The sequence below is a fragment of the Amycolatopsis sp. VS8301801F10 genome, assembly GCF_046195355.1.
Classification (GTDB): domain Bacteria; phylum Actinomycetota; class Actinomycetes; order Mycobacteriales; family Pseudonocardiaceae; genus Amycolatopsis.
Map to the genome: position 1 here is coordinate 1,219,664 of NZ_CP176065.1, position 20,424 is coordinate 1,240,087.

The window sequence follows — 20,424 nt, forward strand, 5'->3', positions numbered from 1 at the left end:
GCAGTGCGCGAAAGCTACGAAATCGCCACCGCGACGACCAGCCCGAGCCCGAGGTGCGCCGCCGCGACGACGATGCTCGCCGGCGCGAACTTCTCGCTCTGGATCGTGGACCCGACGTCGATCCGGGTCGCCCACTCCAGCAGCCGCACCGCCAGCACCTGCACGATGACCCCGAGCAGGCCGTAGACCAGCGACGTGATCAGGCCGGCGGTCAGGTCGCTCGCGGAGCTGTAGATCGCCACGACCACGATGAACGCCATCGACAGCAGTCCGGACGCGGTCACGATCACCGCGTTCGGCAGGCCGCGGGTGACCAGCTTCGACAGCTTGCCCGGCGTGGTGAAGTCGATCGCGTAGAACCCGGCGAACATCAGCAGCAGGCCGACGATGCCGTACAGCAGGATCGCGCCGATGCCGCGCACGAGGTCGGAACCGAACGTTGCGGGCAGTGCGAGCGTCGTGGTCACGGAGTCTCCCTGGATGGCCAATTCGCACCGGTGGAATCGGACATCCAGGGTTGTATCACGACTCCGGGATCCGGTGCGGCACAAACGCCGCGCCGTCGTCGGTGACAAGTCCGCTGGTCTCGCGGATCCCCAGCCCCGCCGAGGAGTCCCCGACGATCCACGCACCGAGCGCCGGACGGTACCCGTCGAACTCCGGCAGCGGATCGAACGCCTGGTAGACGTAGCCTTCCGCGCCGTAGACGCCGTCGGTCTGCGTCTCGTACCCGGTGGCCACGATCTGCACGTTCGCGCCCTCGCGGCCGAGCTTCGGCTTGCGCACGTACTCGGTGAGCAGACCGGGGTCGTCGGCGAACGCGGGCAGCAGGTTCGGGTGCCCGGGGTAGTTCTCCCAGAGCACGGCGAGCAGCGTCTTGTTCGACAGCAGCATCTTCCACAGCGGTTCGACCCACAGCGTGCGCGGCATGGTCTCCACCGCGAACTTGCCGAACTCCTCGTCGACCACCCATTCCCACGGGTACAGCTTCACCACCGTGGACATCTGCGCCTCGGCGAGGTCGACGAACCGCTTGAGCACCGGGTCCCAGCCGATCTCCTCGATCGCGAGGCCGACCGTGTCGAGCCCGGCCTCGGCCGCGGTCTCCTGCAGGTACGCCGTGGTCACGTGGTCCTCGCCGCTCGGATCGGCCGCGGACCAGGTGAAGTGCAGTTCGTTCGACGGCAGCTTGCCGCCGATCTCCTCCCAGCGCTCGACCAGCTTCTCGTGGATGGAGTTCCACTGGTCGTCTTCCGGGAAGACGTCGGTCTTCCAGTGCCACTGCAGCAGCGACGCCTCCAGCAGCGTGGTCGGCGTGTCCGCGTTGTACTCCAGCAGCTTGGCCGGGGATTTGCCGTCGTAGCGCAGGTCGAAGCGGCCGTAGACGTGCGGGTCCTGGCGTTTCCACGACTCCGCGATGTGCGGCCACACCCACTCCGGGATGCCGAAGCGGTGGTACTGCTCGGTGGTCACGACGTTGTCGACGGCCTCCAGGCACATCGAATGCAGCAGTTCGACGTCCGCCTCGAGCGAGAGCACCTCGTCCATGTCGAAGACGTAGTGCACCGATTCGTCCCAGTACGGCCGGGGTTTGCCGGTGCCGTCGCGCGCCGGGGTGCCGTAGACCAGGCCCTGTTCCTCGACGATCCGCTGCCAGTCGCGGCGTGGTTCCCGCCGGTCCCGATACATCTACGAGCCTCCGCTCTTGCCGGTCCCGCCGGAGGTCCCGCTCTTGCCGCTGATGCCGAAGCCGCCGCGCTGAATGCTGGTTCCCGACTTGGTCGAAACGTTGGTGTTGCCCGACGGCGCGGTGAAGCTGCCGCCGGAGACGTGCTGGCCGATGCCGCCGGTGCCGCCGTAGTTGTAGCGGTACTGGGTGTATCCGCCGCCCGGAATCGGGATGAACCAGAAGCCGCCGCTGTAGTGGCCGTGGTTGGCGACGGCGTAGCTCTCGTCGCAGTACTTGTCGTCTTGGATGACGCCGTTGGCGTCAGTACAGACCGCAGTGACTTCCTTGGGCTTGGCGATCGTGTAGAACGTCGCGATCAGCCCGACCAGACCGACGGTGACGCCGCTGCCGATCAGGATCTTGCGTTTGGTGGCCGCCTTCGCGTCCGCCGCCTCCCGTGCCGCGACGGCCGCTTGCCGTTCACGTTCCTGGTCGGCGAGAGCCTGCTTGCGGGCCCGCTGTTCGGCCACCGAGGGCTGCCGCGGCTGCGTGTTCGCGTCCTGGAAACGCATCGAGCCCGGCTTCTTCGGCTCCTCGGGCGGCTGCACGCCGCTGTTGTCGTCTTGCGTCATGTGCGCTCCGTAATCCCCCAGCACTGCAAACCCCGCGTTCCACCCTAATCGACCCGGCACACGCGCGGTTCATGCGGCGCGGGCATCATGGGTATCGATGTCTCAACGCTCGGAGCGGTTCCCTTCGCGTATGCAGACCCTGACCACCCGCGTGGTGATGGCCGGGGTGTTCCTCGGTGCGGTCATCGCGCTGGCCTTGAGCGTCGCCTTCTCCTGGACCGACACGCTCGCCGGAGGCGCGGGCGGCGGCGAGGGCAAGCTCAGCGAGGCCGCCCAGCAGGCGTTTCACTCGCCGCCGGGCACCTGCCTGACCTGGAACGCCAAGGACGCCTCGGACGCGCACCAGGTGCCGTGCGAGCAGCCGCACCTGTTCGAGGTGACCACCGTGGTCGACATCGGCGCGAAGTACCCGCAGCAGGCTCCGTTCCCGAGCCTCGACCAGTGGCAGGACATCGCGCAGCAGCAGTGCAACGCCGACGTGCGGCCGTACCTCGGCCACCCGCTCGACCCGTACGGCAAGCTCACCACCAACCTGCTGCGGCCGACCTCGGCGCAGTGGGCGCAGGGTGACCGCCAGCTGCGCTGCGGACTGCAGTTCGCCGGTCCGGGCGGCACCCTGCAGTCCACCACCGGCGCGGCGAAGACCCAGGACCAGTCGATGGTGTGGGCCCCGGGCACCTGCCTCGCGCTGGTCGGCAAGGGGGTCGGCGACCCGATCGACTGCGGCAAGCCGCATTCGTACGAGATCATCGCGACGCTCGACCTCGCCTCGCACTTCAAGGACGGCTACCCGAAGCTGGACGACCAGAAGTCCTGGCTCGACACCGAGTGCAACAAGGCCGCCAAGGACTACACCGGCGGCGCCGATCTCTCGGCGAAGAAGCTCACCCTGGGCTGGGACTCGCGCGAGCAGGAGAGCTGGGACGCCGGGTCCACCAAGGTCAACTGCAAGGTCGCGGCCACGCTGCAGGACGGCAGCGGATTCCAGGCGGTCACCGGCAGCGTGAAGAGCGGATCGGCCGGGGCGTCGAGCCAGCAGCAGAGCCCGCCGCCCAAGTCCAGCTCCAGTTCCAGCTCCAGCGGGGGCAACTGAACAGTGCCCGTCGAGATGAGCCAGGCGCGGTTCGAGGAACTCGTCTCCGACGCGCTCGACCAGGTGCCCGCGGAGTTCGCCGCGGCGATGGACAACGTCGTGGTGCTGGTCGAGGACTTCAACGAGGAAGCGCCGGACATCCTCGGGCTCTACCACGGCATCGCGCTCACCGAGCGCACCAGCCACTACAGCGGGGCGCTGCCGGACCGGATCTCGATCTACCGCGAGCCGATCCTCGACATCTGCGACACCGAGGACGACGTCGTCGAGGAAGTGCTCATCACCGTCATGCACGAACTCGGCCACCACTTCGGCATCGACGACGAGCGGCTGCACGAACTCGGCTGGGGCTGATTTCGGCGGAATCGCGGCGGACCGGTGCTCTTCCTTGATCACCACCGTCCCGCGACCGCGGAAACCACCGAAGGTCACCAAAGCGTCACGGACCGCCGCCACTCTCCCTAGACTGGCCTCACCAGGGCGTTTCCTTTTTCTCGTGAGGTGGTTCGTGGCGCATCGTCAGACGGACAGCCGGCTGCGCTGGCTGCTCGCGTCGAGCGGCACGTCGAATCTCGCCGACGGCATCGCGAAGGTCGCTTTCCCGCTGCTGGCCGCCACGCTGACGCGCGATCCGGTGGAGATCGCCGCGCTGTCGGCGGTGCAGTTCCTGCCGTGGCTGCTGTTCGCCATCCCGGCCGGCACGCTGGTCGACCGGATCGACCGCAAGAAGGCGATGGTCGCTGCGAACGCGATGCGCGCGCTGGTGGTCGCCGCGGTCACCGCGCTGCTCGCGTTCGGTTCGGTGCAGATCTGGACGATCTACGTCGCGTCGCTGCTGGTGGGGATCGCGGAAACGGTCGCGGAGAGCGCGGCGAACGTGCTGCCGCCCGCGCTGGTCGAGGCGGACCGGCTGGAGAACGCCAACAGCAAGCTGCAGGCGTGCGAGATCGTCGGCCAGACGTTCCTGGGCGGCCCGGTCGGCAGCGCCACCTTCGCGATGTTCGCGGTTTTCCCGTTCCTGCTCTCGTCGGTCGGATTCGCGGTCGGCGCCGCGGTGCTGCTGGGCATGGCGGGCAGCTATCGGCCGCGGCAGGAAACCACCTCGCACGTCCGGGCGGATTTCGCGGACGGCTTCCGCTGGCTGCGGAAGCATTCGCTGCTGCTGCGGCTGCTCGCGATCGCCGGTCTGCTCAGCCTGATCAGCGAGCTGGCCCAGGCGCAGCTGGTGCTGTACGCGCTGGAAGACCTGCGTTTGTCCGATGCCACCTTCGGCGCGTTCGCGTTTGTCGGCGGGGCTGGCGGCCTGCTCGGGGCCGGGTTGACGCCGCGGCTGGTCCGGCGCATCGGACGCCGGGCGGTCCTGGTCGGCGGGGTGTTGTTCTGCGCGCTCGGGTTCGGCGGCATGGGCCTGATCCGCCAGCCGGTGGTGTCCGCGGTGCTGTTCGGCGTGTTCGCGGCGGCGGTGGTGGCGGTGAACGTCGTGCTCGCGACCGCGCGCCACACGCTCGTGCCGGGCGAACTGCTCGGCCGCGTGCTCGGGGTCTGGCGCACTGTCGTCTGGGGTGCGATCCCGCTCGGCGCGCTGCTCGGCGGATGGCTCACGAAGCTGCTCGGTTCGGCGGGCGACACCTTCGCCGCGTCCGGCCTGCTGCTGCTGTTCGTGACCGGCTATGCACTGTTCGCGCTGCGCGGGCACCCGCTCGATGACAAAACGGCCTCGACCGGGGACGGAGTCCGCTCGCAGCAGTGATCCGGCGCGGTTTTGGTGCTGGAATGGCACCTCACCCCGGCCGCCCGGAGGTACGTGATGACCGCGCTCCACACTCCGCCGCTGCCCGACGACGACCGCGACACCGAGCTTGAGTCACCTCCGCCCGCCGCTCGCCGTCCGCTCGTCCTGGCCGCCGTCGCCGGGTTCGTGCTCGGCGGCTGCGTGCTCGGGCTGCTCTGGGGCCTGTCCGGCCAGCGAGCCGGAGCGAATGTCGACGCCGCGGCCGCCTGCACCGCGTTCGCCCGCGCCGGGCGCATCCCGGACACCACCGGCGGCACCGACGCGGCCCAGTTCACCCGCATGTCCGACGACGCGGTGCACCGCGTCACCGGCGCGATGGAGCTGGCCAAGGCGGCGGCGACCTTCGACGGCAACTACCAGCCGCTGGCCAAAGCCCTCGACGCGGTGAACAAGATGGTGCTCAGCAGCCGCTTCGACAACCGCGACGGGCAGGCCGCCGTCGTACAGGCGGAGCAGCTCTGCGCGCGGGGCTGACCCCACGCGCGGAGCGTCCGGTCAGGCCTTGTGCACGGTCTTCACGCCGAGCTGCTTGCCCGGGATGTTCGTGCCCGCGCAGCCGGTGCCGTCGAGCGGCACGAACTTCGACGCGGTCTCCTGCGGCAGGTACACGCGCAGGCCCTTGACTGGCGTCGGCTTGCAGACGCTCGGGTCGAAGTTGCGCACCTGCGCGAACTGCAGGTCGGCGGCGGCGGTCTGGCCGGGAGCCAGCTTCACCGGAGCGCCCTTGGCACCGTCGCGCTCGGCGGCCGGGCCGATCTGCGCCCCGTTCTCGCCGCCGACGTACGACACGCCGGGGAAGCCCTGGATGGTGCACGGTTTGCCGCTCGTGTTCTTGATCAGCAGCGACCGGTACTGCGAACCCGCGCCGGCGTCGCCGCCGCCCAGCGACAGGGACACGTCGCCGGCCTTGCAGAGACCGTTGTCGGCGGGCGGTTTCTCGGCCGGCGCCGCGCCGCCGCTCGGCGCGGACGACGCGGAAGAAGGAGCGGACGATGCCGCGGACGACGCCGACGACATCGGGCTGCTCGACGGGGTGTCCGAACTCGCCGGGCCGCTCGCGGCGGGTGCGCCCTGACCGCAGGCGGAAAGCAGCAGCGCCCCCGACGCGCCCACTGCGGACAGGAAGACCAGGGAAATCCACGGTTTCTTCGTGTTTGCCATCTCACTCGCCTCGCTGTGCTGGTGAACGCCTAACTGGGTGAAACCTTCATCCGGAGGACGTGCCAGGTCCGGACGGGGTTGCTCCGCATCCGGTGAGTTCCCCACCGGACCCGGGTTCACGCGGCGTTTCCCCGCACGAGTGATCAACCGCTCACGAAAGGCGCGTGTCGACCCAGCGCAGGCACTCCCAGCCGCTCTCCGTCGCTTCCAGCTCGACGAACTTCGTGTTCGGGATCAACGCCTCGTTCGCCAGTTCGGCGGGCACGTTCGAGGCCAGCCATTCCCCGGCGAGCCGGATCGCGCCGCCGTGGCTGACCAGCACGACCGCCCCGTCCGGCGAGGTCTCCTCGTGCTTGGCCCGCAGCTCGGCGGCCGCGCCGAGCATCCGGTCGCGCACCTGCCTGCCGGTCTCGCCGCCGGGGATCGGGACGTCCAGGTCTCCTTCCGTCCACGCCTTCACCACGCGCAGGTAGGTGCCGATCGAGTCCAGGTCGGTGTTGCCCTCGAGATCGCCTGCGTCGACCTCCTTGACGCCCTCGATCACCTGCACGTCGAACCCGAACGCCTCGGCCAGCGGAGCCGCGGTCTGCTGCGCACGCACCGCTTCCGACGCGTAGACCGCCACGATCGGCTCGGCCTTCAGCTCCTCGGCGAGCGCCGCGGCCTGCTCGCGGCCGAGTTCGGTGAGCGGCGGGCCGGGCAGCGCGGTGTCCAGCGCGCGGCGGACGTTGCCTTCGGTTTGCCCGTGCCGGACCAGCAGCAGCCTCACGCGCCTTCTCCCTTCAAAACGGCGTCGACCCACGCCTGCGCGTCGAGGAAATCCTGGTTCCCCGCGCCCTCCTCGATGGTGGCCGCGACCTCGTCCGCCCGCGGATGCGAACCGAGGAAACGCAGGTGCGAGCGGCGGCGCAGGGCGGTCATCGCGTCGATGATCCGGGGTTCGGCGATGTGCCCCTCGAAGTCGATGAAGAACCGGTACTCGCCGAAGTTGTTGCGGGTCGGCCGGGCGTCGATCCGGGTCAGGTTGATCCCGCGGCCGGCCAGCTCCACCAGCAGGTCGGACAGCGTTCCGGTGCGGTTGACCGCGGCCGCGACGATGGACGTGCGGTCGGCTCCGGTGGGCGCGGGCAGTTCGCCGGGACGGCGCACCATCAGGAACCGGGTCTGCGCGTCGCGGACGTCGGCGACGCCGGTCGCCAGCTCTTCCAGCGGGTAGTGCTCGATCGCGACCGGCGCGCAGACCGCGGCGTCGAAATCACCCTCGACCACGCCGACCGCCGCCGCCGCGGTGGACGACGAGGCGACCGGGGTGGCGTCCGGCAGGTTCGCCTCCAGCCACTCGCGCACCTGGGCGAGCGCGTGCGGATGGCTCGCGACGGTGCGGATTTCGCCGCTGCCGGGCCGGTTGAGCACGCTGAAGTGGATCGGCAGGATCGTCTCGGCCGTGGCGACGAGCGGATCCCCGTCGCTGAGCCCGTCGAGCGTCGCGGGCACGACGCCCTCGACGGAGTTTTCGATGGGCACGCACGCGGCGTCCGCGGCTCCGTCGCGGACGGCTTGCAGCGCCAGCCGGACGGTCTCGTAGGGGGTCAGGTCCTCGCCCGGCGCGAGCGCGCGGGCGGCCTGCTCGGTGAACGTGCCCTGAGGGCCGAAATACGCGATCCGCAACACGAGCCTCAGGCTAGCGACCGCGTGCGTGGCGCTTTTCACTCGGACAGCCGGTGGCTAAACCGGTTACGCCGGGTGGCGTTTTTTGCCATGCTGGACCGGTGACCGCCGACTCAGGCACACACGCCGGGCACGGGGAAGCCGGTACGCCGGGTTCTCCCCGAACGCCGGAATTGGTGCTGTGCGCCGTCGATGAACCGCTCGCCGCGGCGTGGACCTCCGCCGTGGCGGACTTCGGCGGCTCCGTCCGGGTGCACCGCGGTTCGGTGCTCGACATCGCCGCGCAGGCGGTGGTCAGCCCGACCAACTCCTACGGCTGGATGCGCGGCGGGATCGACGCGGTTTACGCGCGGGCGTTTCCCGGCATCGAGCAGAGCGTGCGCAGCGCGGTACTGGCTTCGTACGGCGGTGAGCTGCCGATCGGCGAGTCGGTGATCGTCCCGACCGGCGAATCCGAACCGGCGTGGCTGATCAGCGCGCCGACCATGCGCGAACCCGGCGAGCGGCTGCCCGCCGACACCGTCCACCCGTATCTCGCGGCGCGCGCGGTGTTCCTGCAATGGCAGCGCGGACAGCTGGATTCCGGCTCGGTCGCCTCGGCCGTGCGGACGATCGCGATGCCCGGTCTCGGCACCGGCGTCGGCGGCGTGGCACCGGCCACGTGCGCGCGGCAGGTCGCCGCCGCGTGGCAGGAAGTTTTCGGAGCCAACGGTCACCTTCGGTGATCGAATACCTGCCCCGGTCAGGGGTGCGTGCATCACATCACAGCGCGTTCACGCGCGGTAAGCCCTACCGTTGATACGGCGTTACGGAAGTAGCGCAGACGGAGCCAGCGCAGGCGACGGCCGAGGAGTGTGCGATGCCCACACGGGTCCGTGAACTCAGCCCTTATGTAGAGCTGCATCGGGAACAGTGGCGGGAGCTGCGCAGCTCCACTCCGCTGCCGCTGACCGCGGACGAGCTGGTCCGGCTCCGCGGGCTCGGGGAGCAAATCGATCTCGCCGAGGTCGCCGACGTGTACCTGCCGCTTTCGCGGTTGATCAATCTCCAGGTGAAGGCCCGGCAGCAACTGTACGAGGCCACCACGACATTTCTCGGCGAGGACTGTCGCAACACCAAGGCTCCGTTCGTGATCGGCATCGCGGGCAGTGTCGCGGTCGGAAAATCGACCACCGCCCGAATCCTGCGCACTCTGCTGGCCCGCTGGCCCGACCACCCGCGGGTCGACCTCGTGACGACCGACGGGTTCCTCTACTCCCGCGCGGAGCTGACGCGGCGCGGAATCATGCACCGCAAGGGTTTTCCGGAAAGCTACGACCGGCGCGCGCTGCTGCGGTTCGTCACCGAGGTGAAGTCCGGGGCCGAGCGGGTGGCCGCGCCGGTGTACTCGCACCTGGCCTACGACATCCTCCCGGACCAGGAACAGGTCGTGGAACGGCCGGACATCCTCATCATCGAGGGATTGAACGTCCTGCAGCCCGGCCCGAGCCTGACCGTCTCGGATCTGTTCGACTTCTCGATTTACGTCGACGCGCACATCGACGACATCGAACACTGGTACGTCGAACGATTCCTGAAGCTGCGGCACACCGCCTTCGCCGACCCGGCCTCGCACTTCCACCACTTCGCCGGCCTGCCCGACGACGAGGCCCGCGAAGAGGCCCGGCATCTCTGGCACACCATCAACGAGCCGAACCTGATGGAGAACATCAAGCCGACCCGTCCACGCGCGACTCTCGTGCTCCGCAAGGACGCCGACCACGCGATCAACCGCGTTCGGCTGCGGAAACTCTGAATTCACCCACACGCACCTCAGCAGTCTCGTTCCGCACCTGGCCCCGGAGTTGCTGACCGATCGGCCAGAGTCTTCGTAACCACTTGGCCGATACCAGCGGGCCGGTCCGCAAGCGACCCTGAAACACAGCAGGATGTCGCACTTGACCTGCGAAGGAGGCCACGATGTTGACTATCGTCCTGACCTGGGTCGGCGCGGTATTGGGATTGACGCTGCTGGTCGCGATGGCCGCGGGGGCGTTCGTCGTCGACTTCGACGACGCGCTGCGCGAACGGCGCGTGAAGGCACGGAGCACGACGGGGCCGACCAGCTGAGGCCGCGCCTTCGGGTCCAGGCAAGATGTGCGGCATGAGTCCGGTGAGCCGCGCGCGCAAGAAGAGTTCCCTACCCACCGCCCCCAGCGTCAACGGTCTGTTCAAGGACGTGCTGCGGGACTTCTCCGCGGTCGCGGCCGAGCCCGGCCCGTTCGACATCGAGCTGCTGGGTTCCGAGGTCGTCGGGCAGTGGCGGGACGTCGTGGTGGAGGACGAACCGGAAAACCAGCTCGGCCTTGAGCTGATCGCGTTCGCCCAGCGCAAGATCACGCCCGGCGCGGCGGCGCTGCTGGCCGCGCTGAAGGTGCTGGCCGAGTCCGAAGAGGAGCGTGCGGCGGCGGCCGAGGCGCTCGGCGTCGTGCTCGGCCGGGGCATTCCGGAGCCGGAGTGGGCCGCCGAGGTCGGGAAGGTCAGCGTCGGCGAATGCTGGCGCACCGGGGATGTCTACGGCGACGAGTCGTCGTTGCTGTGCGTCTTTTCGCGCGGCGACCACTCGCTCGGCCTGCTCGCGCTGCTGGACTTCACCGAGGGCGGCCGGGTGCGCGACCTGGTGGTCATCGAGGAGCCGCACGAGGTGCTCGCCGAAATGCGCTCGCAGGTCGAGGAAGACGGCGAGCTGGTCGTGCTGGAAAAGGTCGAGCCCGCCGACGCGCACCGGCTGCTGGTATCCGGAATCGCGGCCACGGACGCACTGGACGAGCCGGACATCGGCGAGGACTACGCGCGGTTCCACGCCATCGCGCTGACCTGGGCGCGTTCGCTGCCGGAGCCTTCCGAGGGTCCGGCGGTGGCCGAGTGGACTGCCGCGCAGCGCGAGGAAGCGGTCGCCCAGTTCCTCGCCGACACGAATTTGCCGGACGCCGACGCCGCCCGCGAAATCGCCAACCTCCTGGTGGACCACGGCTGCCGGGCAGAACCGGCGAACCCGCTGCGCGTCGGTCCGGAGAAGCTGGCGCGGTTCCTCGAATCCTTGCTGGACGGCGAATCCGAGCTGGAAGACGAGGACGCGGTCGCACCGGTCGTGCTGGCGTGGGCCGGATGGGCCGCGGCTCGTGCCGGACTGTCCGAAGCAGCCACTGCCGCTTTGCTGGAAGAGGTCACCGAATACCTCGGCGAATACCTCTCGGACGACGACGAGGAAGAGGACTTCAGCGACTACCTCGACGGCACCGAATCCGCCGACGAAGCACTGGAAGTGGTGGCCCGCCGTCGTTTCGCGGTGCCCGAACTGTCCACAGTGATCGGTGACGAGGAACTGACCGACCTCGACCCGGGCGACCCGGAACAGCGCCGCCTGCTGGTGATCGGCGCACACCCGGAGTACCACGAATCGCTCGCCGCGGAAGAATTCGACGGCGCGGACGGTCTCCGGCTCGCCCTTGAGACGTCCATTGTGGACCAGCTGTGGGACGACGAGCCCGCCGAAGTGTGGACCGCCGCGCAGAACCTGCTGCGGCAGGACCTTTCCCGCACCGAGGTCCTCGACCGGTTGGTGTCCGTCCTCGAAGGACAGCTGACCGAAACCGAGGAAGAAGACCAGCTGGACTACGACCTGGACGCCTACCGCGCCGCACTGGCCGAGATCTAGCCCTTCGGAAGCGCGATCCGGGCCGACCGGATCTCCGCGAGCAACCGGGTTTTGCGGCGGTGGACGTTCACCAGCTCGGCGACATAGCCGGTGAACTCCGCCGCCGTGCCCGCTTGTCTGTGGAGGGTGCGCAGTTTTTTGAGGCACTGCGCCGCTTCCCGGTACGCGGCGGCTTCTTTCTGCGCGATCAGCTGCTCGATCCGTTCGCGGTATTCCGGAATGGAGGGTTCTTCTTTCGGCGACTCCGGTTTCTCTGCCTGCGGTTGCTCCGCCTGCAGTTTCTCTGCCTGCAGTTTCTCCGCTCGCGATTGATCCGCCCGCAGTTGCTTCGCCTGCGATTGCTCTGCCCGCCGCGGCCGTGCCCGCTGCGGAGTCAGCACCCGAGCCGCGTACGCGATCGCCTCACTGTGCCGCCCAGCCGCCCGCAACACCCGCACGATCTTGAGACTGACGTCCACCCGAGGCGGTTTGGCCGCGAGAATGGCGACCAGCCCGTCGACGTCCCCGCTAGCCTCCGCGATCTCCTCCTGCAGCCGTTCCGCGATCTCGCGCTTCTCGGCGGACTTCCCGCGCAATATTTCGTCCACAATGGACTTCATCCGCGCGAGCCCGGCGTCCCCGAGCGCCCCCGCGAAATCGGCCACCGCGACCGCCCGCCCGCTGAACGCCGCCTCCAGCACCCAGTCCGCGAGCTGCTCGGGATCCGGCGGCCGAGCCGCACAGGCCCGCGCGTACAACGCGACCGCCTGGTCAAGCCGCACTTGAAGGTCCCCGGCGAGATCACCGTGCTGCTCGAGCATGCCCACGATGTCGTCCACCGCCCGCCGGGCGAGCGGCGCGAGATCGGCCCGGCTGCCGGAGTCGAGCAACCGCCGCACAGTATCGAGAACCGCACCGATTTTGGCGGTGTACTCGACCGGGTCGGGGACGCTCACGCGAACAGTCTGCCGTATGGCTCGCAACCGGCGTGTGGGCCAACGGCGTACTCTTTTCGGCCCAACCCGGACACCCCAGGTGAGCACTGCGCGTGATAGTCAGGTCCAGTGACCCTAGACGACCTCACCCAGCGCCTCCGCGACTTCGCCGCCGCCCGGGACTGGGAACCGTTCCACACCCCGAAAAACCTGACGATGGCCCTGTCCGGCGAAGTAGGCGAGCTGATCGCCCTGTTCCAGTGGCTGACCCCGGAGGAAGCCGCGAACTGGCGCTCGGACCCGGACCGGGAGTTCAACGTCCAGGACGAAATCGCCGACGTGATGCTGTACCTGGTCCGGCTGGCGGATGTACTGGGAATCGACCTGCTGGAAGCAGCGAACGCAAAGGTGGACCGCAACGAGAAGCGGTTCCCTCCGCTAGCCCGCTGACCCGGCCGTCGCCCGCTTCGTCTCGTCGAGGTACCAGCCGCCGACCAGCGCACCGACGGCGAAACCGGCCAGCACGATTCCCAGCCCCAGCCCGGCGCCGTCGAACATCGCGGTCACCGTGATGACCATCAGGATCACTCCGATCCCCATCAGCACCTGCCCGAGCAGCCGGTCCCGGCTCGACGGTGCTTTCTGGTGCCTCGGCCGCGGGGCCGGGGCGAATCCCAGCAGCACCGCGGCCTCGTCCAGCCGCGCGACCTGCGCGCCGAGTTCGAGCGCCCGGGCGAGCCGCGGTTCGGACTCGCGCACCCCCGAGTCGTACACCAGGTGCGTGACCGAACCGGTCAGGTTCTTCGCGAGTTGGAAGCCTTCCGAGAGCACGCGGGCGCGCAACTGGTCCGCGTCCGCCGTCGTCCCGAGCACCAGGACCCTCGTCGGCTTGTTTCCGTTAGTGGTGACCTTGAGATCCACCACAGCGTCCATCGCCCCGAGCGCATCCGCGACCTGCCGCAGTTCGCGGTACTCGGCGGAGGTCACCACCCCGTCGGCCTCCGCGACGCGGCGCAGCTCAGCGACGAGGCCAGCGTGCACCCGCTGTACCTCCGACTCGGTCATCCCGGCCTCGGCCGCGAGGTCGGCGAGCGCCCAGACCTCCTCGTCGGTCAAGAAGTGGTCGCCAACGGCTTCGGCAAGCAGATCGAGGTACGCCTGCGCGACCGGTCCGCCGTCGCCCGCGGAAACCCGGTCCACGGCCTCGGCCATCCAGCCCTTCTCCGCACCGGTCACCGCCCGGCGCACGGGTGCCGCCCCGCTCGCATACCGCGGCAAGTCCGGAAAACGCACTGGCTGCGGTTGGCGCAGCCCGTGCGTACGGACGAGAGCGAGCATCGCGTGCGCGCACGCCCGGGCGGCCGGTTCGGCGAGATAACCGGGGAAGTCTTCGAGACCGAAGGCGCGGGCGATGGTGGCGAGCCGGTAGTTGGGCAGCGGCAATGCGGCCTGCGCGGTGTCCTTGAGCGAGATCGCCGGCAGCGGGGGCAGCCGGACGCCCAACTGGCTGATCTCAGCGAGGAGCCCTTCCACCGAGGACAGGTCGTGCGCCACGACGATCGCGCCCCGGCACAGCTCGAACAACGGGCTGAGGATGTCTCCCAGGGCCGGCGCGTCAGCCAGCTCCGCCGCGGTGATGCGGTGCGGATTGCGCCGGTTCGCATCCGCTGCGACGACTGTCGCGAACTCGCCGAGAAAAGTCCCGTCTCCGCGAAACCGGATCGCGGCGACCTCCAGGACGCGCCCGCGGTGCAGTCCGGTCGTCTTCACGTCGAGCGCGGTGAACTCCGTACCTTGCGCGGACACCCGTCCGCTCGAGGACAGGGACAGTCGTTCGATCAGGTCGGCCATCGTGGATGCGCTTTCTCCTGGACGGTTCCCTTGACCATCGCGAGAAGCTGGCGAATCGTCACAGGCGGGACGGGAAATGCTGCCTTTGTGACGCATCCGTGACTTCTTCTTCGCTCCCGGCAATCCGGGTTCCCTTGACGCGTAACACTGAACGCCGCTTTTGCGAACACCATTCGGCAGCCGCCTCAGGAAGAGGAATACCGAATGGACCCCACGCCCGCGCGCCCCCAGCTGAAATTCCCGGTCTGGCTGACGGTCGTCCTCAGCACCTTCGCGGTTCTTTTCATTCTGGGCGCGGTGTTCGGCAAATCCGCACCGAGTCCGCAGCCGGTTGCCGCACCAGCCGCTCCGCCGTCGACGACTCCGGTAACCACCTCAGCCACTCCGGCACCGGTGACCTACACCGTCGGCAAAATCACCGACGCCGCCAACGTCGAACTGACCGGTTCCGACGGCAGCCATCGCACGGTGCACATCCTCGGTCTCGAAGTGGCGACTGGAAACAACTGCTATGCGAGCGAAACCGTGGTTTGGGCCAACAACAAGCTCGCTGGCGCGGCAGTGAAGATCACCACGGACACCACTGACGGTGTCGCATTGTCCTTGAGCGACGGTAGCGATTACGCGACTGCGGCGCTCTCCGCCGGATACGCCCGGCTGGCTGGCAATGTCGTCTCGGATTCGCTGCGCAACGCGGCGAATTCGGCCCAGCAAGCGGCGGCTGGATTGTGGGCGGAGCCGTGTAAGGGAATGATCACCGCGCCGACGCCGGTGCTGGTGCCCGCCCCTCCGAAGGAAACACCCGCTCCGCCGCCTCCCCCGCGTACGTCCGAACAAGCCGCCCCGCCGCCGGTCGAGGACGCGCCGGAACCCGAACAGCCGAGCAGCGCATACTACAAAAACTGCGCGGCCGCGAAAGCCGCTGGGGCCGCGCCTCTGCACCGCGGCGACCCCGGCTACCGTCCCGGCCTGGACCGCGACGGCGACGGAGTCGCCTGCGAGCGGTAACGCCTGGTGTCCTGCGGCACGACCGGAAGACGAACCACCCCACGCCCCGTAACCTGGAGATATGCCGATCCAGGTGCTGCTTGTAGACGACCACGAACTCGTCCGGCGGGGCCTGCGCGACCTGCTCAGCGACGAGGCCGACCTGGAGGTGGTCGCCGAGGCCGGGAGCGTCGAGGAGGCGCTCGCGGTGGCCATGCACGTCGAGCCGGACGTCGCGGTCGTGGATGTTCGCCTCGGGGACGGCGACGGCATCACGCTCTGCCGCGAGCTGCGGTCCAAGCCGAATCCGCCGGCCTGCCTCATGCTCACCGCGTTCGACGACGAGGAGGCCATGGTCGGCGCGATCATGGCGGGCGCCTCGGGTTATCTGCTCAAGCAGGTTCGCGGCCAGGACGTGGTGAACGCGGTCCGCGAGGTCGCCGCCGGCCGGTCGCTGCTCGACCCGGTCAGCACCGCTCGCGTGCTCGACAAGCTGCGCCATCCGCCGACCGACGAGCTGGCCGCCCTCACCGATCGCGAACGCGACGTACTGGAGCTGATCGGGCAGGGGCTGTCGAACCGCGAGATCGCCGAACGTCTTTTCCTCGCCGAGAAAACGGTGAAGAACTACGTGACGTCCGTGCTCGCGAAGCTCGGCATGCAGCGCCGCACCCAGGCCGCGGCGTGGATTGCCCGGCGCGGCAAGTGAATCAGCTTCCCGCGACGGCGCGACCGTAGCGTTCGGACAGCAACCGCAGCAGCGGGATCAGCTCCGGCGGCGATTCGACGGTGAAGTCCATCCGCAGCATTCCACTGTAGACAGCCACGGTGTCCAGGCTGTCCGCGCCGGTGACGAGCACGCAGTGGTTGTCGTCAATGGGTTCGACGACGCCGACCGCCGGGTTGATCCTTGCCAGCACCTTCTCCGCCGGGGCGTCGATGCGCAGGCGCGCGTGCACGAGCCAGCCGCTCGCCGCGATCGTGCGCATCGCGAAGGCGGTGTAATCCCCGCCGAGCAAGGGATTCGGCTCGAACCGGCGGCGCGTCGGCATCCGCGGCCGCATCAGGTCGACGCGGTAGGTCGCCCAGCTGCCGTCCTGCGGATCGCGGGCGACCAGGTACCACCGCCGTTGCCAGCTGAGCAGCCGGTACGGCTCGACCAGCCGCACCTCGTCCGCGTAGTCGAACCGGAGCCATTCGACGTGCCGGATCGCCCGCGCGACCTCCTGCAGCACGTTGCCGTCGACCTCCGGATCGGGCGCGTCGGTGCCGGTGTTCTCCGGCCCGCGGTCGATCGTCGACCGCAGCGCGTCGACCGTCGGCCGCAGCCTCGACGGCAGGACCTGTTCGAGCTTCGCGAGCGCCCGCGTGCCCGCCTCCTCGATCCCGGAGATGCCCGCCGCGGCCCGCAGCCCGACGGTGACCGCCACCGCCTCCTCGTCGTCCAGCAGAAGCGGCGGCAGCTTTCCACCGGAGCCGAGCCGGTAACCGCCGACGTTCCCGCGCGTCGCCTCGACGGGATAGCCCAGGTCACGCAGCCGTTCGACGTCGTTCCGGATCGTCCGGGCCGAGACGCCCAGTCGCTCGGACAGCTCCCTGCCACTCCGCCCGGCGGCGGTCTGAAGGAGAGCGAGGAGCGCCAGCAACCGCGCCGTCGGATCAGCCATCGAAACTCCTTATTCAATTAGGAAGTAATTTAGCCTAATAGCCTCCTAGTGTCCTTCTCATGACGAACGCAACCGCCGCCCTCGCCCTCCGCCCCTTCACCGTCGAGATCACCGACGCCGAACTCGCCGACCTGCACGACCGCCTCGCCCGCACCCGCCTGCCGCAGCCGTCGCCGACCGACGACTGGGACGCCGGCACCCCGAACGCCTACCTGCGGACGGCGCTCGAAGCGTGGCGAGCCTTCGACTGGCGCGCCGCCGAAGCGCGGATCAACTCCGTCCCGCACTTCACCACCGAGATCGACGGCCAGACGTTCCACTTCATCCACGTCCGCTCCGCCCATCCCGGCGCGACGCCGCTGCTGCTCGCGCACACCTACCCCGGCTCGTCGGTCGACTACCTCGACCTGATCGACCGCCTCGTCGACCCGGTCGCCCACGGCGGCCGCGCCGAGGACGCGTTCGACGTCGTCATCCCGGACGCGCCCGGCTACGGCTTCTCCCAGCCCGTCGCCGAATCCGGCTGGACAGTCGCCCGCGTCGCCGCCGCGTACGACCGCCTGATGCGCGGCCTCGGGTACGAGAGCTACGGAATCCACGGCTCGGACAACGGCGCGATGGTCGCCAGGGAACTCGGCCTGCTGAACCCGGACGGTTTCCTGGGCCTGCACGTCCTGCAGCTGTTCTCGTTCCCGTCCGGCGATCCGGCCGAATTCGAACGCCTCGAGCCGGCCGAGCACGCCGGTCTCGCGCACATGCAATGGTTTCAATCAGTCGGTGGCTACAACACGATGAACGCCTCACGGCCGCAAACGGTTTCCGTCGGCCTCAGTGACTCCCCGATCGGATTACTCGCCTACAGCGAGCTGTTCAACTCCTTCGGCAACGGAACCTCGCTCGTACCACTGGAAACCATCCTGCTGGAGGTGAGCGTGAACTGGTTCGCCAACGCCGCCTCCGGGATGAGCCGCAGCTACCTGGAGAACGCCCGCGCACAGGCCGAGCCGCGGGTGAGCGACGCGCGCACCGGGGTCGCGGTGTTCAAAGACGACTTCCAGACCATCAAGGCCTTCGCCGAACGCGACAATACGAACATCGTGCACTGGAGCCGCTTCGAGGAAGGCGGGCACTTCGCGGCGATGGAGCGCCCCGACCTGCTCGCCGGCGACCTTCGCGCTTTCTTCGCTAACCGCGACTGACCTTTGCTGAATCCGCGTCCGAACCCCGCCCGCGTTGCTGCGGACGGGGTTCTCGGCGTTCGAGACGGAGCTGTGGGTAGCCGACTTCCGGAGAGCGGTTCACCCAATTGAGTGCCGAATGGATGTTCGATTCTTCGCTACCATGGGGAACGGCTCGGTGGCAGGCGGACGAAATCGAGGAAGGAGCGTGTTCGATGACTCGTGAAGGCTGAATCTCTTGGTGCGCGGTGTGTTCACAGCGGTGGGTTCACAGCGGCGCGAGGGTGAGACAGCGTGTTTGCTGCGAGCGATTCAGGACAAACGCAGACGCAGTGCGTGCACTGCGGTCCGAGGCAGCGGATTCGAGACGACGGTTGCGAGGCAGCTGATTTCAGTGCGGGTTTCAGGCAGCGAGTTTCGAGGTGGCACGCCTGAAACCGCGCTAGGCCGAGGTGGTATTTCGGTACTGCACTAGGTCGCCGCGACGCGGGGTCGACGACACAGTGCAGAGCTGCGCGAATGGCATAGCTGTGCAGCTGGCGTGACGGGTCCGAGGCAGTCGGCAGTTCGGTGCGATGTGGTTACCGCGACGTGCGCGCGCGGCGCGGTAACTGCCGCTTCGGACTCGGCGAATCGCGGAGTATTGCCTTGCAGGCCAAGACAATACGGCCACCGCGGTCTGTGCCGCGCGAGCCGCAAGCCTCGAGCCGCGAGCACCGAGCCGCGAGCTGGTGCGGCGTCCTGGCGGGCGTACCGTCGCAGCCTGCGACGAGAGCCTTAGCGCTGCGGTGTCGACGCTGCCGTGTCGACGCTGCCGGTTACTGATCGACGCTGCCGATCGCTGCGCTGCCGACTACCACCGATCGCTGCGCTGCGGTTCACCTGCGAAACCCCTGTGCAGCAACGCGATCGCCGGAACGCTCACTCCAGCGGCAGATCAAACGCGACCAACGTACCCAAGCTCGGCGAGGAATTGAGGAAAAACCGGCCACCAGCAGCGTCCGCACGTTCGGCGAGATGCCGCAGCCCCCGGGTCGCCACCCCTTGCGGTACCCCGGATCCGTTGTCGCGCACGCGAAGCTTCACGCCCTCCGCGTCGCGGGTCAGCGTCACGCGGGTTTCGCTCGCGCCGGAGTGCCGGACCACATTGGACAGTGCCTCACGCAATGCGGCGCGGATGTGGTCGGCTCGCTCGGCGGGGATGTCGGCGAACTCGCCGGACAGCTCCAGGGTCGGCGGATATCCGAGCAGTTCGCCGGCGATGCGCACTTCGCCGCGCGCGGATTCGGCGAGGTCTGTCGGGCTGCCGGGGTCGTGGCGCGGTTCTGGGGAGCGCAGCGCGCGCACGGTGCCGCGGATTTCCTCGATGGTCTGGTCCAGCTGGTCGATCGCGTCGGACAGCCGGGCCCCGTCGGCCTGCGCGAAGCGTTTCCGCATGTTGCGGCGGACGCGGTCCAGCTGCATGCCGGTGCCGTAGAGCCGTTGCACGATCACGTCGTGCAGTTCGCGAGCGATGCGTTCGCGCTCTTGGTAGAGGGTCACGCGATGCCGCGCGTTCGCGCCCTCGGCCAGCGCGAGCACCACTCCGGCCTGCGCCGCGAACGCCGCGAGCATCTCGACCGTGCCCGCGGAAAACGGCTCGCGCCCCTGCCGCCGATACACCGTGAGCGCACCAAGCACCCGCCCGCCGGACCCGAACGGCGCGGCCGCGAACGGCCCGTACCCGCGCAGTTCGTCCGGCACATACGGGGCCGTGCGCGGATCGACGATGAAGTCCTCCGCCGCGATCGGCTCGCTGCCACGCGCGACCTGGCCCGCCGCGGACTCCATCTCGAGCGTCAGCCCGCGCAGCCCTCCGACCGGCCCGCCTTCCGCGTCGCCCGCCGGCCCCTCGGCGAGCAAGCCGTCGACCCCGTAAGCCGCCTCGACCACGACCCGCCCGTCGTCAGCACTGACCATCGCCAGGCCAAGATCGGCGTCCGCCAGCTCGACGGCCCTGGCCACGACAGTTTCCAGCACCCCCTCCGGGTCGTCCCCGGACAGCGCGGTGCTGGTGATCTCCGTGGCCGCGGAAAGGGCACGCGCGGCAAGTGTCGGGTCCATGAGCAACTCCGA

At 69.0% G+C, this 20,424-nt stretch carries 22 protein-coding genes; 12 read left to right on the forward strand and 10 right to left on the reverse strand.

All coding sequences use genetic code 11. From position 1 onward, the window contains the following. Window positions 1–14: 14 nt before the first annotated feature. Genes F9C11_RS05920 through F9C11_RS05930 form a run of 3 tightly spaced genes read right to left on the reverse strand, consistent with a single transcriptional unit; the run spans window position 15 to window position 2,301 of the window. Window positions 15–467 carry a DUF350 domain-containing protein gene (locus F9C11_RS05920; protein WP_409183896.1) on the reverse strand — a complete coding sequence of 151 codons (453 nt, stop codon included), beginning with the start codon at window positions 465–467 and terminating at the stop codon, window positions 15–17. 55 nt (window positions 468–522) lie between these two features. Beyond that, window positions 523–1,689 carry a glutathionylspermidine synthase family protein gene (locus tag F9C11_RS05925; RefSeq protein WP_009085817.1) on the reverse strand — a complete coding sequence of 389 codons (1,167 nt, stop codon included), beginning with the start codon at window positions 1,687–1,689 and terminating at the stop codon, window positions 523–525. Then, window positions 1,690–2,301 carry a hypothetical protein gene (locus tag F9C11_RS05930; RefSeq protein ID WP_409183897.1) on the reverse strand — a complete coding sequence of 204 codons (612 nt, stop codon included), beginning with the start codon at window positions 2,299–2,301 and terminating at the stop codon, window positions 1,690–1,692. It abuts the gene before it with no gap. A gap of 97 nt (window positions 2,302–2,398) precedes the next feature. Between F9C11_RS05930 and F9C11_RS05935 the strand changes: the two genes are divergently transcribed. From F9C11_RS05935 to F9C11_RS05950, 4 genes are all read left to right on the forward strand, one after another. Next, entirely contained in the window at window positions 2,399–3,394 is a 996-nt protein-coding gene (locus F9C11_RS05935; protein ID WP_409183898.1) for a septum formation family protein, read from the forward strand. Between the two features lie 3 nt (window positions 3,395–3,397). Next, window positions 3,398–3,748, forward strand: a complete 351-nt coding sequence (locus tag F9C11_RS05940) for a metallopeptidase family protein (RefSeq protein WP_161269782.1) — start codon at window positions 3,398–3,400, stop codon at window positions 3,746–3,748. Between the two features lie 154 nt (window positions 3,749–3,902). Next, on the forward strand, window positions 3,903–5,144 hold the full coding sequence (locus F9C11_RS05945; RefSeq protein ID WP_409183899.1) for an MFS transporter: 1,242 nt from the start codon (window positions 3,903–3,905) through the stop codon (window positions 5,142–5,144). 57 nt (window positions 5,145–5,201) lie between these two features. Then, a complete protein-coding gene (locus F9C11_RS05950) occupies window positions 5,202–5,660 on the forward strand; it encodes a hypothetical protein (RefSeq protein ID WP_409183900.1) in 459 nt (152 codons plus the stop codon). 21 nt (window positions 5,661–5,681) lie between these two features. Here the strand turns inward: F9C11_RS05950 and F9C11_RS05955 are convergent, their stop codons facing one another. The 3 genes from F9C11_RS05955 to pheA all read right to left on the reverse strand — a co-directional run bounded on the left by F9C11_RS05955 (window position 5,682) and on the right by pheA (window position 8,018). Then, on the reverse strand, window positions 5,682–6,347 hold the full coding sequence (locus F9C11_RS05955; protein WP_409183901.1) for a DUF4232 domain-containing protein: 666 nt from the start codon (window positions 6,345–6,347) through the stop codon (window positions 5,682–5,684). 151 nt (window positions 6,348–6,498) lie between these two features. Continuing rightward, on the reverse strand, window positions 6,499–7,116 hold the full coding sequence (locus tag F9C11_RS05960) for a histidine phosphatase family protein (protein WP_409183902.1): 618 nt from the start codon (window positions 7,114–7,116) through the stop codon (window positions 6,499–6,501). Beyond that, on the reverse strand, window positions 7,113–8,018 hold the full coding sequence (gene pheA / locus F9C11_RS05965; RefSeq protein ID WP_409183903.1) for a prephenate dehydratase: 906 nt from the start codon (window positions 8,016–8,018) through the stop codon (window positions 7,113–7,115). The genes F9C11_RS05960 and pheA overlap by 4 nt, the downstream gene beginning before the upstream one ends. 98 nt (window positions 8,019–8,116) lie before the next feature. On the opposite strand from pheA, the gene F9C11_RS05970 reads away from it, so the two are divergent. The 4 genes from F9C11_RS05970 to F9C11_RS05985 all read left to right on the forward strand — a co-directional run bounded on the left by F9C11_RS05970 (window position 8,117) and on the right by F9C11_RS05985 (window position 11,712). Continuing rightward, on the forward strand, window positions 8,117–8,740 hold the full coding sequence (locus F9C11_RS05970) for a macro domain-containing protein (protein WP_409183904.1): 624 nt from the start codon (window positions 8,117–8,119) through the stop codon (window positions 8,738–8,740). Between the two features lie 134 nt (window positions 8,741–8,874). Continuing rightward, window positions 8,875–9,810, forward strand: a complete 936-nt coding sequence (coaA, locus tag F9C11_RS05975) for a type I pantothenate kinase (protein ID WP_409183905.1) — start codon at window positions 8,875–8,877, stop codon at window positions 9,808–9,810. 164 nt (window positions 9,811–9,974) lie between these two features. Next, the gene (locus F9C11_RS05980) at window positions 9,975–10,124 is read left to right on the forward strand and encodes a hypothetical protein (RefSeq protein ID WP_409183906.1); all 150 of its coding nucleotides are present in this window, start codon (window positions 9,975–9,977) and stop codon (window positions 10,122–10,124) included. 34 nt (window positions 10,125–10,158) lie between these two features. Beyond that, window positions 10,159–11,712: a hypothetical protein gene (locus tag F9C11_RS05985; RefSeq protein ID WP_409183907.1), complete on the forward strand. Its 1,554-nt coding sequence runs from the start codon at window positions 10,159–10,161 to the stop codon at window positions 11,710–11,712. Here the strand turns inward: F9C11_RS05985 and F9C11_RS05990 are convergent. Continuing rightward, a complete protein-coding gene (locus F9C11_RS05990; RefSeq protein ID WP_409183908.1) occupies window positions 11,709–12,647 on the reverse strand; it encodes a hypothetical protein in 939 nt (312 codons plus the stop codon). The two genes, F9C11_RS05985 and F9C11_RS05990, sit on opposite strands and share 4 nt — an antisense overlap. A 108-nt stretch (window positions 12,648–12,755) precedes the next feature. Here F9C11_RS05990 and F9C11_RS05995 point away from each other — a divergent pair, with 108 nt between their 5' ends. Next, window positions 12,756–13,076 (forward strand): nucleotide pyrophosphohydrolase, encoded by a 321-nt coding sequence (locus tag F9C11_RS05995; protein WP_409183909.1) that lies wholly within the window; start codon window positions 12,756–12,758, stop codon window positions 13,074–13,076. On the opposite strand, the gene F9C11_RS06000 is transcribed toward F9C11_RS05995, so the two are convergent. Continuing rightward, window positions 13,065–14,477, reverse strand: coding sequence for a 3'-5' exonuclease (locus F9C11_RS06000; protein ID WP_409183910.1), 1,413 nt, complete (start codon window positions 14,475–14,477; stop codon window positions 13,065–13,067). The genes F9C11_RS05995 and F9C11_RS06000 overlap by 12 nt on opposite strands. Before the next feature lie 204 nt (window positions 14,478–14,681). Here F9C11_RS06000 and F9C11_RS06005 point away from each other — a divergent pair, with 204 nt between their 5' ends. After that, window positions 14,682–15,485, forward strand: a complete 804-nt coding sequence (locus F9C11_RS06005) for an excalibur calcium-binding domain-containing protein (protein WP_409183911.1) — start codon at window positions 14,682–14,684, stop codon at window positions 15,483–15,485. A 61-nt stretch (window positions 15,486–15,546) separates the two neighbouring features. Beyond that, window positions 15,547–16,173: a response regulator transcription factor gene (locus F9C11_RS06010; protein ID WP_009085782.1), complete on the forward strand. Its 627-nt coding sequence runs from the start codon at window positions 15,547–15,549 to the stop codon at window positions 16,171–16,173. 1 nt (window position 16,174) lies between these two features. Here the strand turns inward: F9C11_RS06010 and F9C11_RS06015 are convergent, their stop codons facing one another. After that, the gene (locus tag F9C11_RS06015; RefSeq protein WP_409183912.1) at window positions 16,175–17,131 is read right to left on the reverse strand and encodes a helix-turn-helix transcriptional regulator; all 957 of its coding nucleotides are present in this window, start codon (window positions 17,129–17,131) and stop codon (window positions 16,175–16,177) included. A 59-nt stretch (window positions 17,132–17,190) separates the two neighbouring features. Between F9C11_RS06015 and F9C11_RS06020 the strand changes: the two genes are divergently transcribed. Further along, window positions 17,191–18,330, forward strand: a complete 1,140-nt coding sequence (locus tag F9C11_RS06020; RefSeq protein ID WP_409183913.1) for an epoxide hydrolase family protein — start codon at window positions 17,191–17,193, stop codon at window positions 18,328–18,330. Between the two features lie 900 nt (window positions 18,331–19,230). Here F9C11_RS06020 and F9C11_RS06025 read toward each other — a convergent pair. Then, window positions 19,231–20,412 (reverse strand): histidine kinase, encoded by a 1,182-nt coding sequence (locus F9C11_RS06025; protein WP_409183914.1) that lies wholly within the window; start codon window positions 20,410–20,412, stop codon window positions 19,231–19,233. Between the last annotated feature and the right edge of the window lie 12 nt (window positions 20,413–20,424).

Excerpts from the sequence above, each read along its gene's own strand:
- F9C11_RS05930 (WP_409183897.1), bottom strand. The coding sequence starts at position 2,301 with ATGACGCAAGACGACAACAGCGGCGTGCAGCCGCCCGAGGAGCCGAAG.
- F9C11_RS05925 (WP_009085817.1), bottom strand. The coding sequence starts at position 1,689 with ATGTATCGGGACCGGCGGGAACCACGCCGCGACTGGCAGCGGATCGTC.
- F9C11_RS05985 (WP_409183907.1), top strand. The coding sequence starts at position 10,159 with ATGAGTCCGGTGAGCCGCGCGCGCAAGAAGAGTTCCCTACCCACCGCC.
- F9C11_RS06020 (WP_409183913.1), top strand. The coding sequence starts at position 17,191 with ATGACGAACGCAACCGCCGCCCTCGCCCTCCGCCCCTTCACCGTCGAG.
- F9C11_RS06015 (WP_409183912.1), bottom strand. The coding sequence starts at position 17,131 with ATGGCTGATCCGACGGCGCGGTTGCTGGCGCTCCTCGCTCTCCTTCAG.
- F9C11_RS05980 (WP_409183906.1), top strand. The coding sequence starts at position 9,975 with ATGTTGACTATCGTCCTGACCTGGGTCGGCGCGGTATTGGGATTGACG.
- F9C11_RS06025 (WP_409183914.1), bottom strand. The coding sequence starts at position 20,412 with ATGGACCCGACACTTGCCGCGCGTGCCCTTTCCGCGGCCACGGAGATC.
- F9C11_RS05955 (WP_409183901.1), bottom strand. The coding sequence starts at position 6,347 with ATGGCAAACACGAAGAAACCGTGGATTTCCCTGGTCTTCCTGTCCGCA.
- F9C11_RS05935 (WP_409183898.1), top strand. The coding sequence starts at position 2,399 with ATGTCTCAACGCTCGGAGCGGTTCCCTTCGCGTATGCAGACCCTGACC.
- F9C11_RS06010 (WP_009085782.1), top strand. The coding sequence starts at position 15,547 with ATGCCGATCCAGGTGCTGCTTGTAGACGACCACGAACTCGTCCGGCGG.
- F9C11_RS06000 (WP_409183910.1), bottom strand. The coding sequence starts at position 14,477 with ATGGCCGACCTGATCGAACGACTGTCCCTGTCCTCGAGCGGACGGGTG.
- F9C11_RS05950 (WP_409183900.1), top strand. The coding sequence starts at position 5,202 with ATGACCGCGCTCCACACTCCGCCGCTGCCCGACGACGACCGCGACACC.
- F9C11_RS06005 (WP_409183911.1), top strand. The coding sequence starts at position 14,682 with ATGGACCCCACGCCCGCGCGCCCCCAGCTGAAATTCCCGGTCTGGCTG.
- coaA (WP_409183905.1), top strand. The coding sequence starts at position 8,875 with ATGCCCACACGGGTCCGTGAACTCAGCCCTTATGTAGAGCTGCATCGG.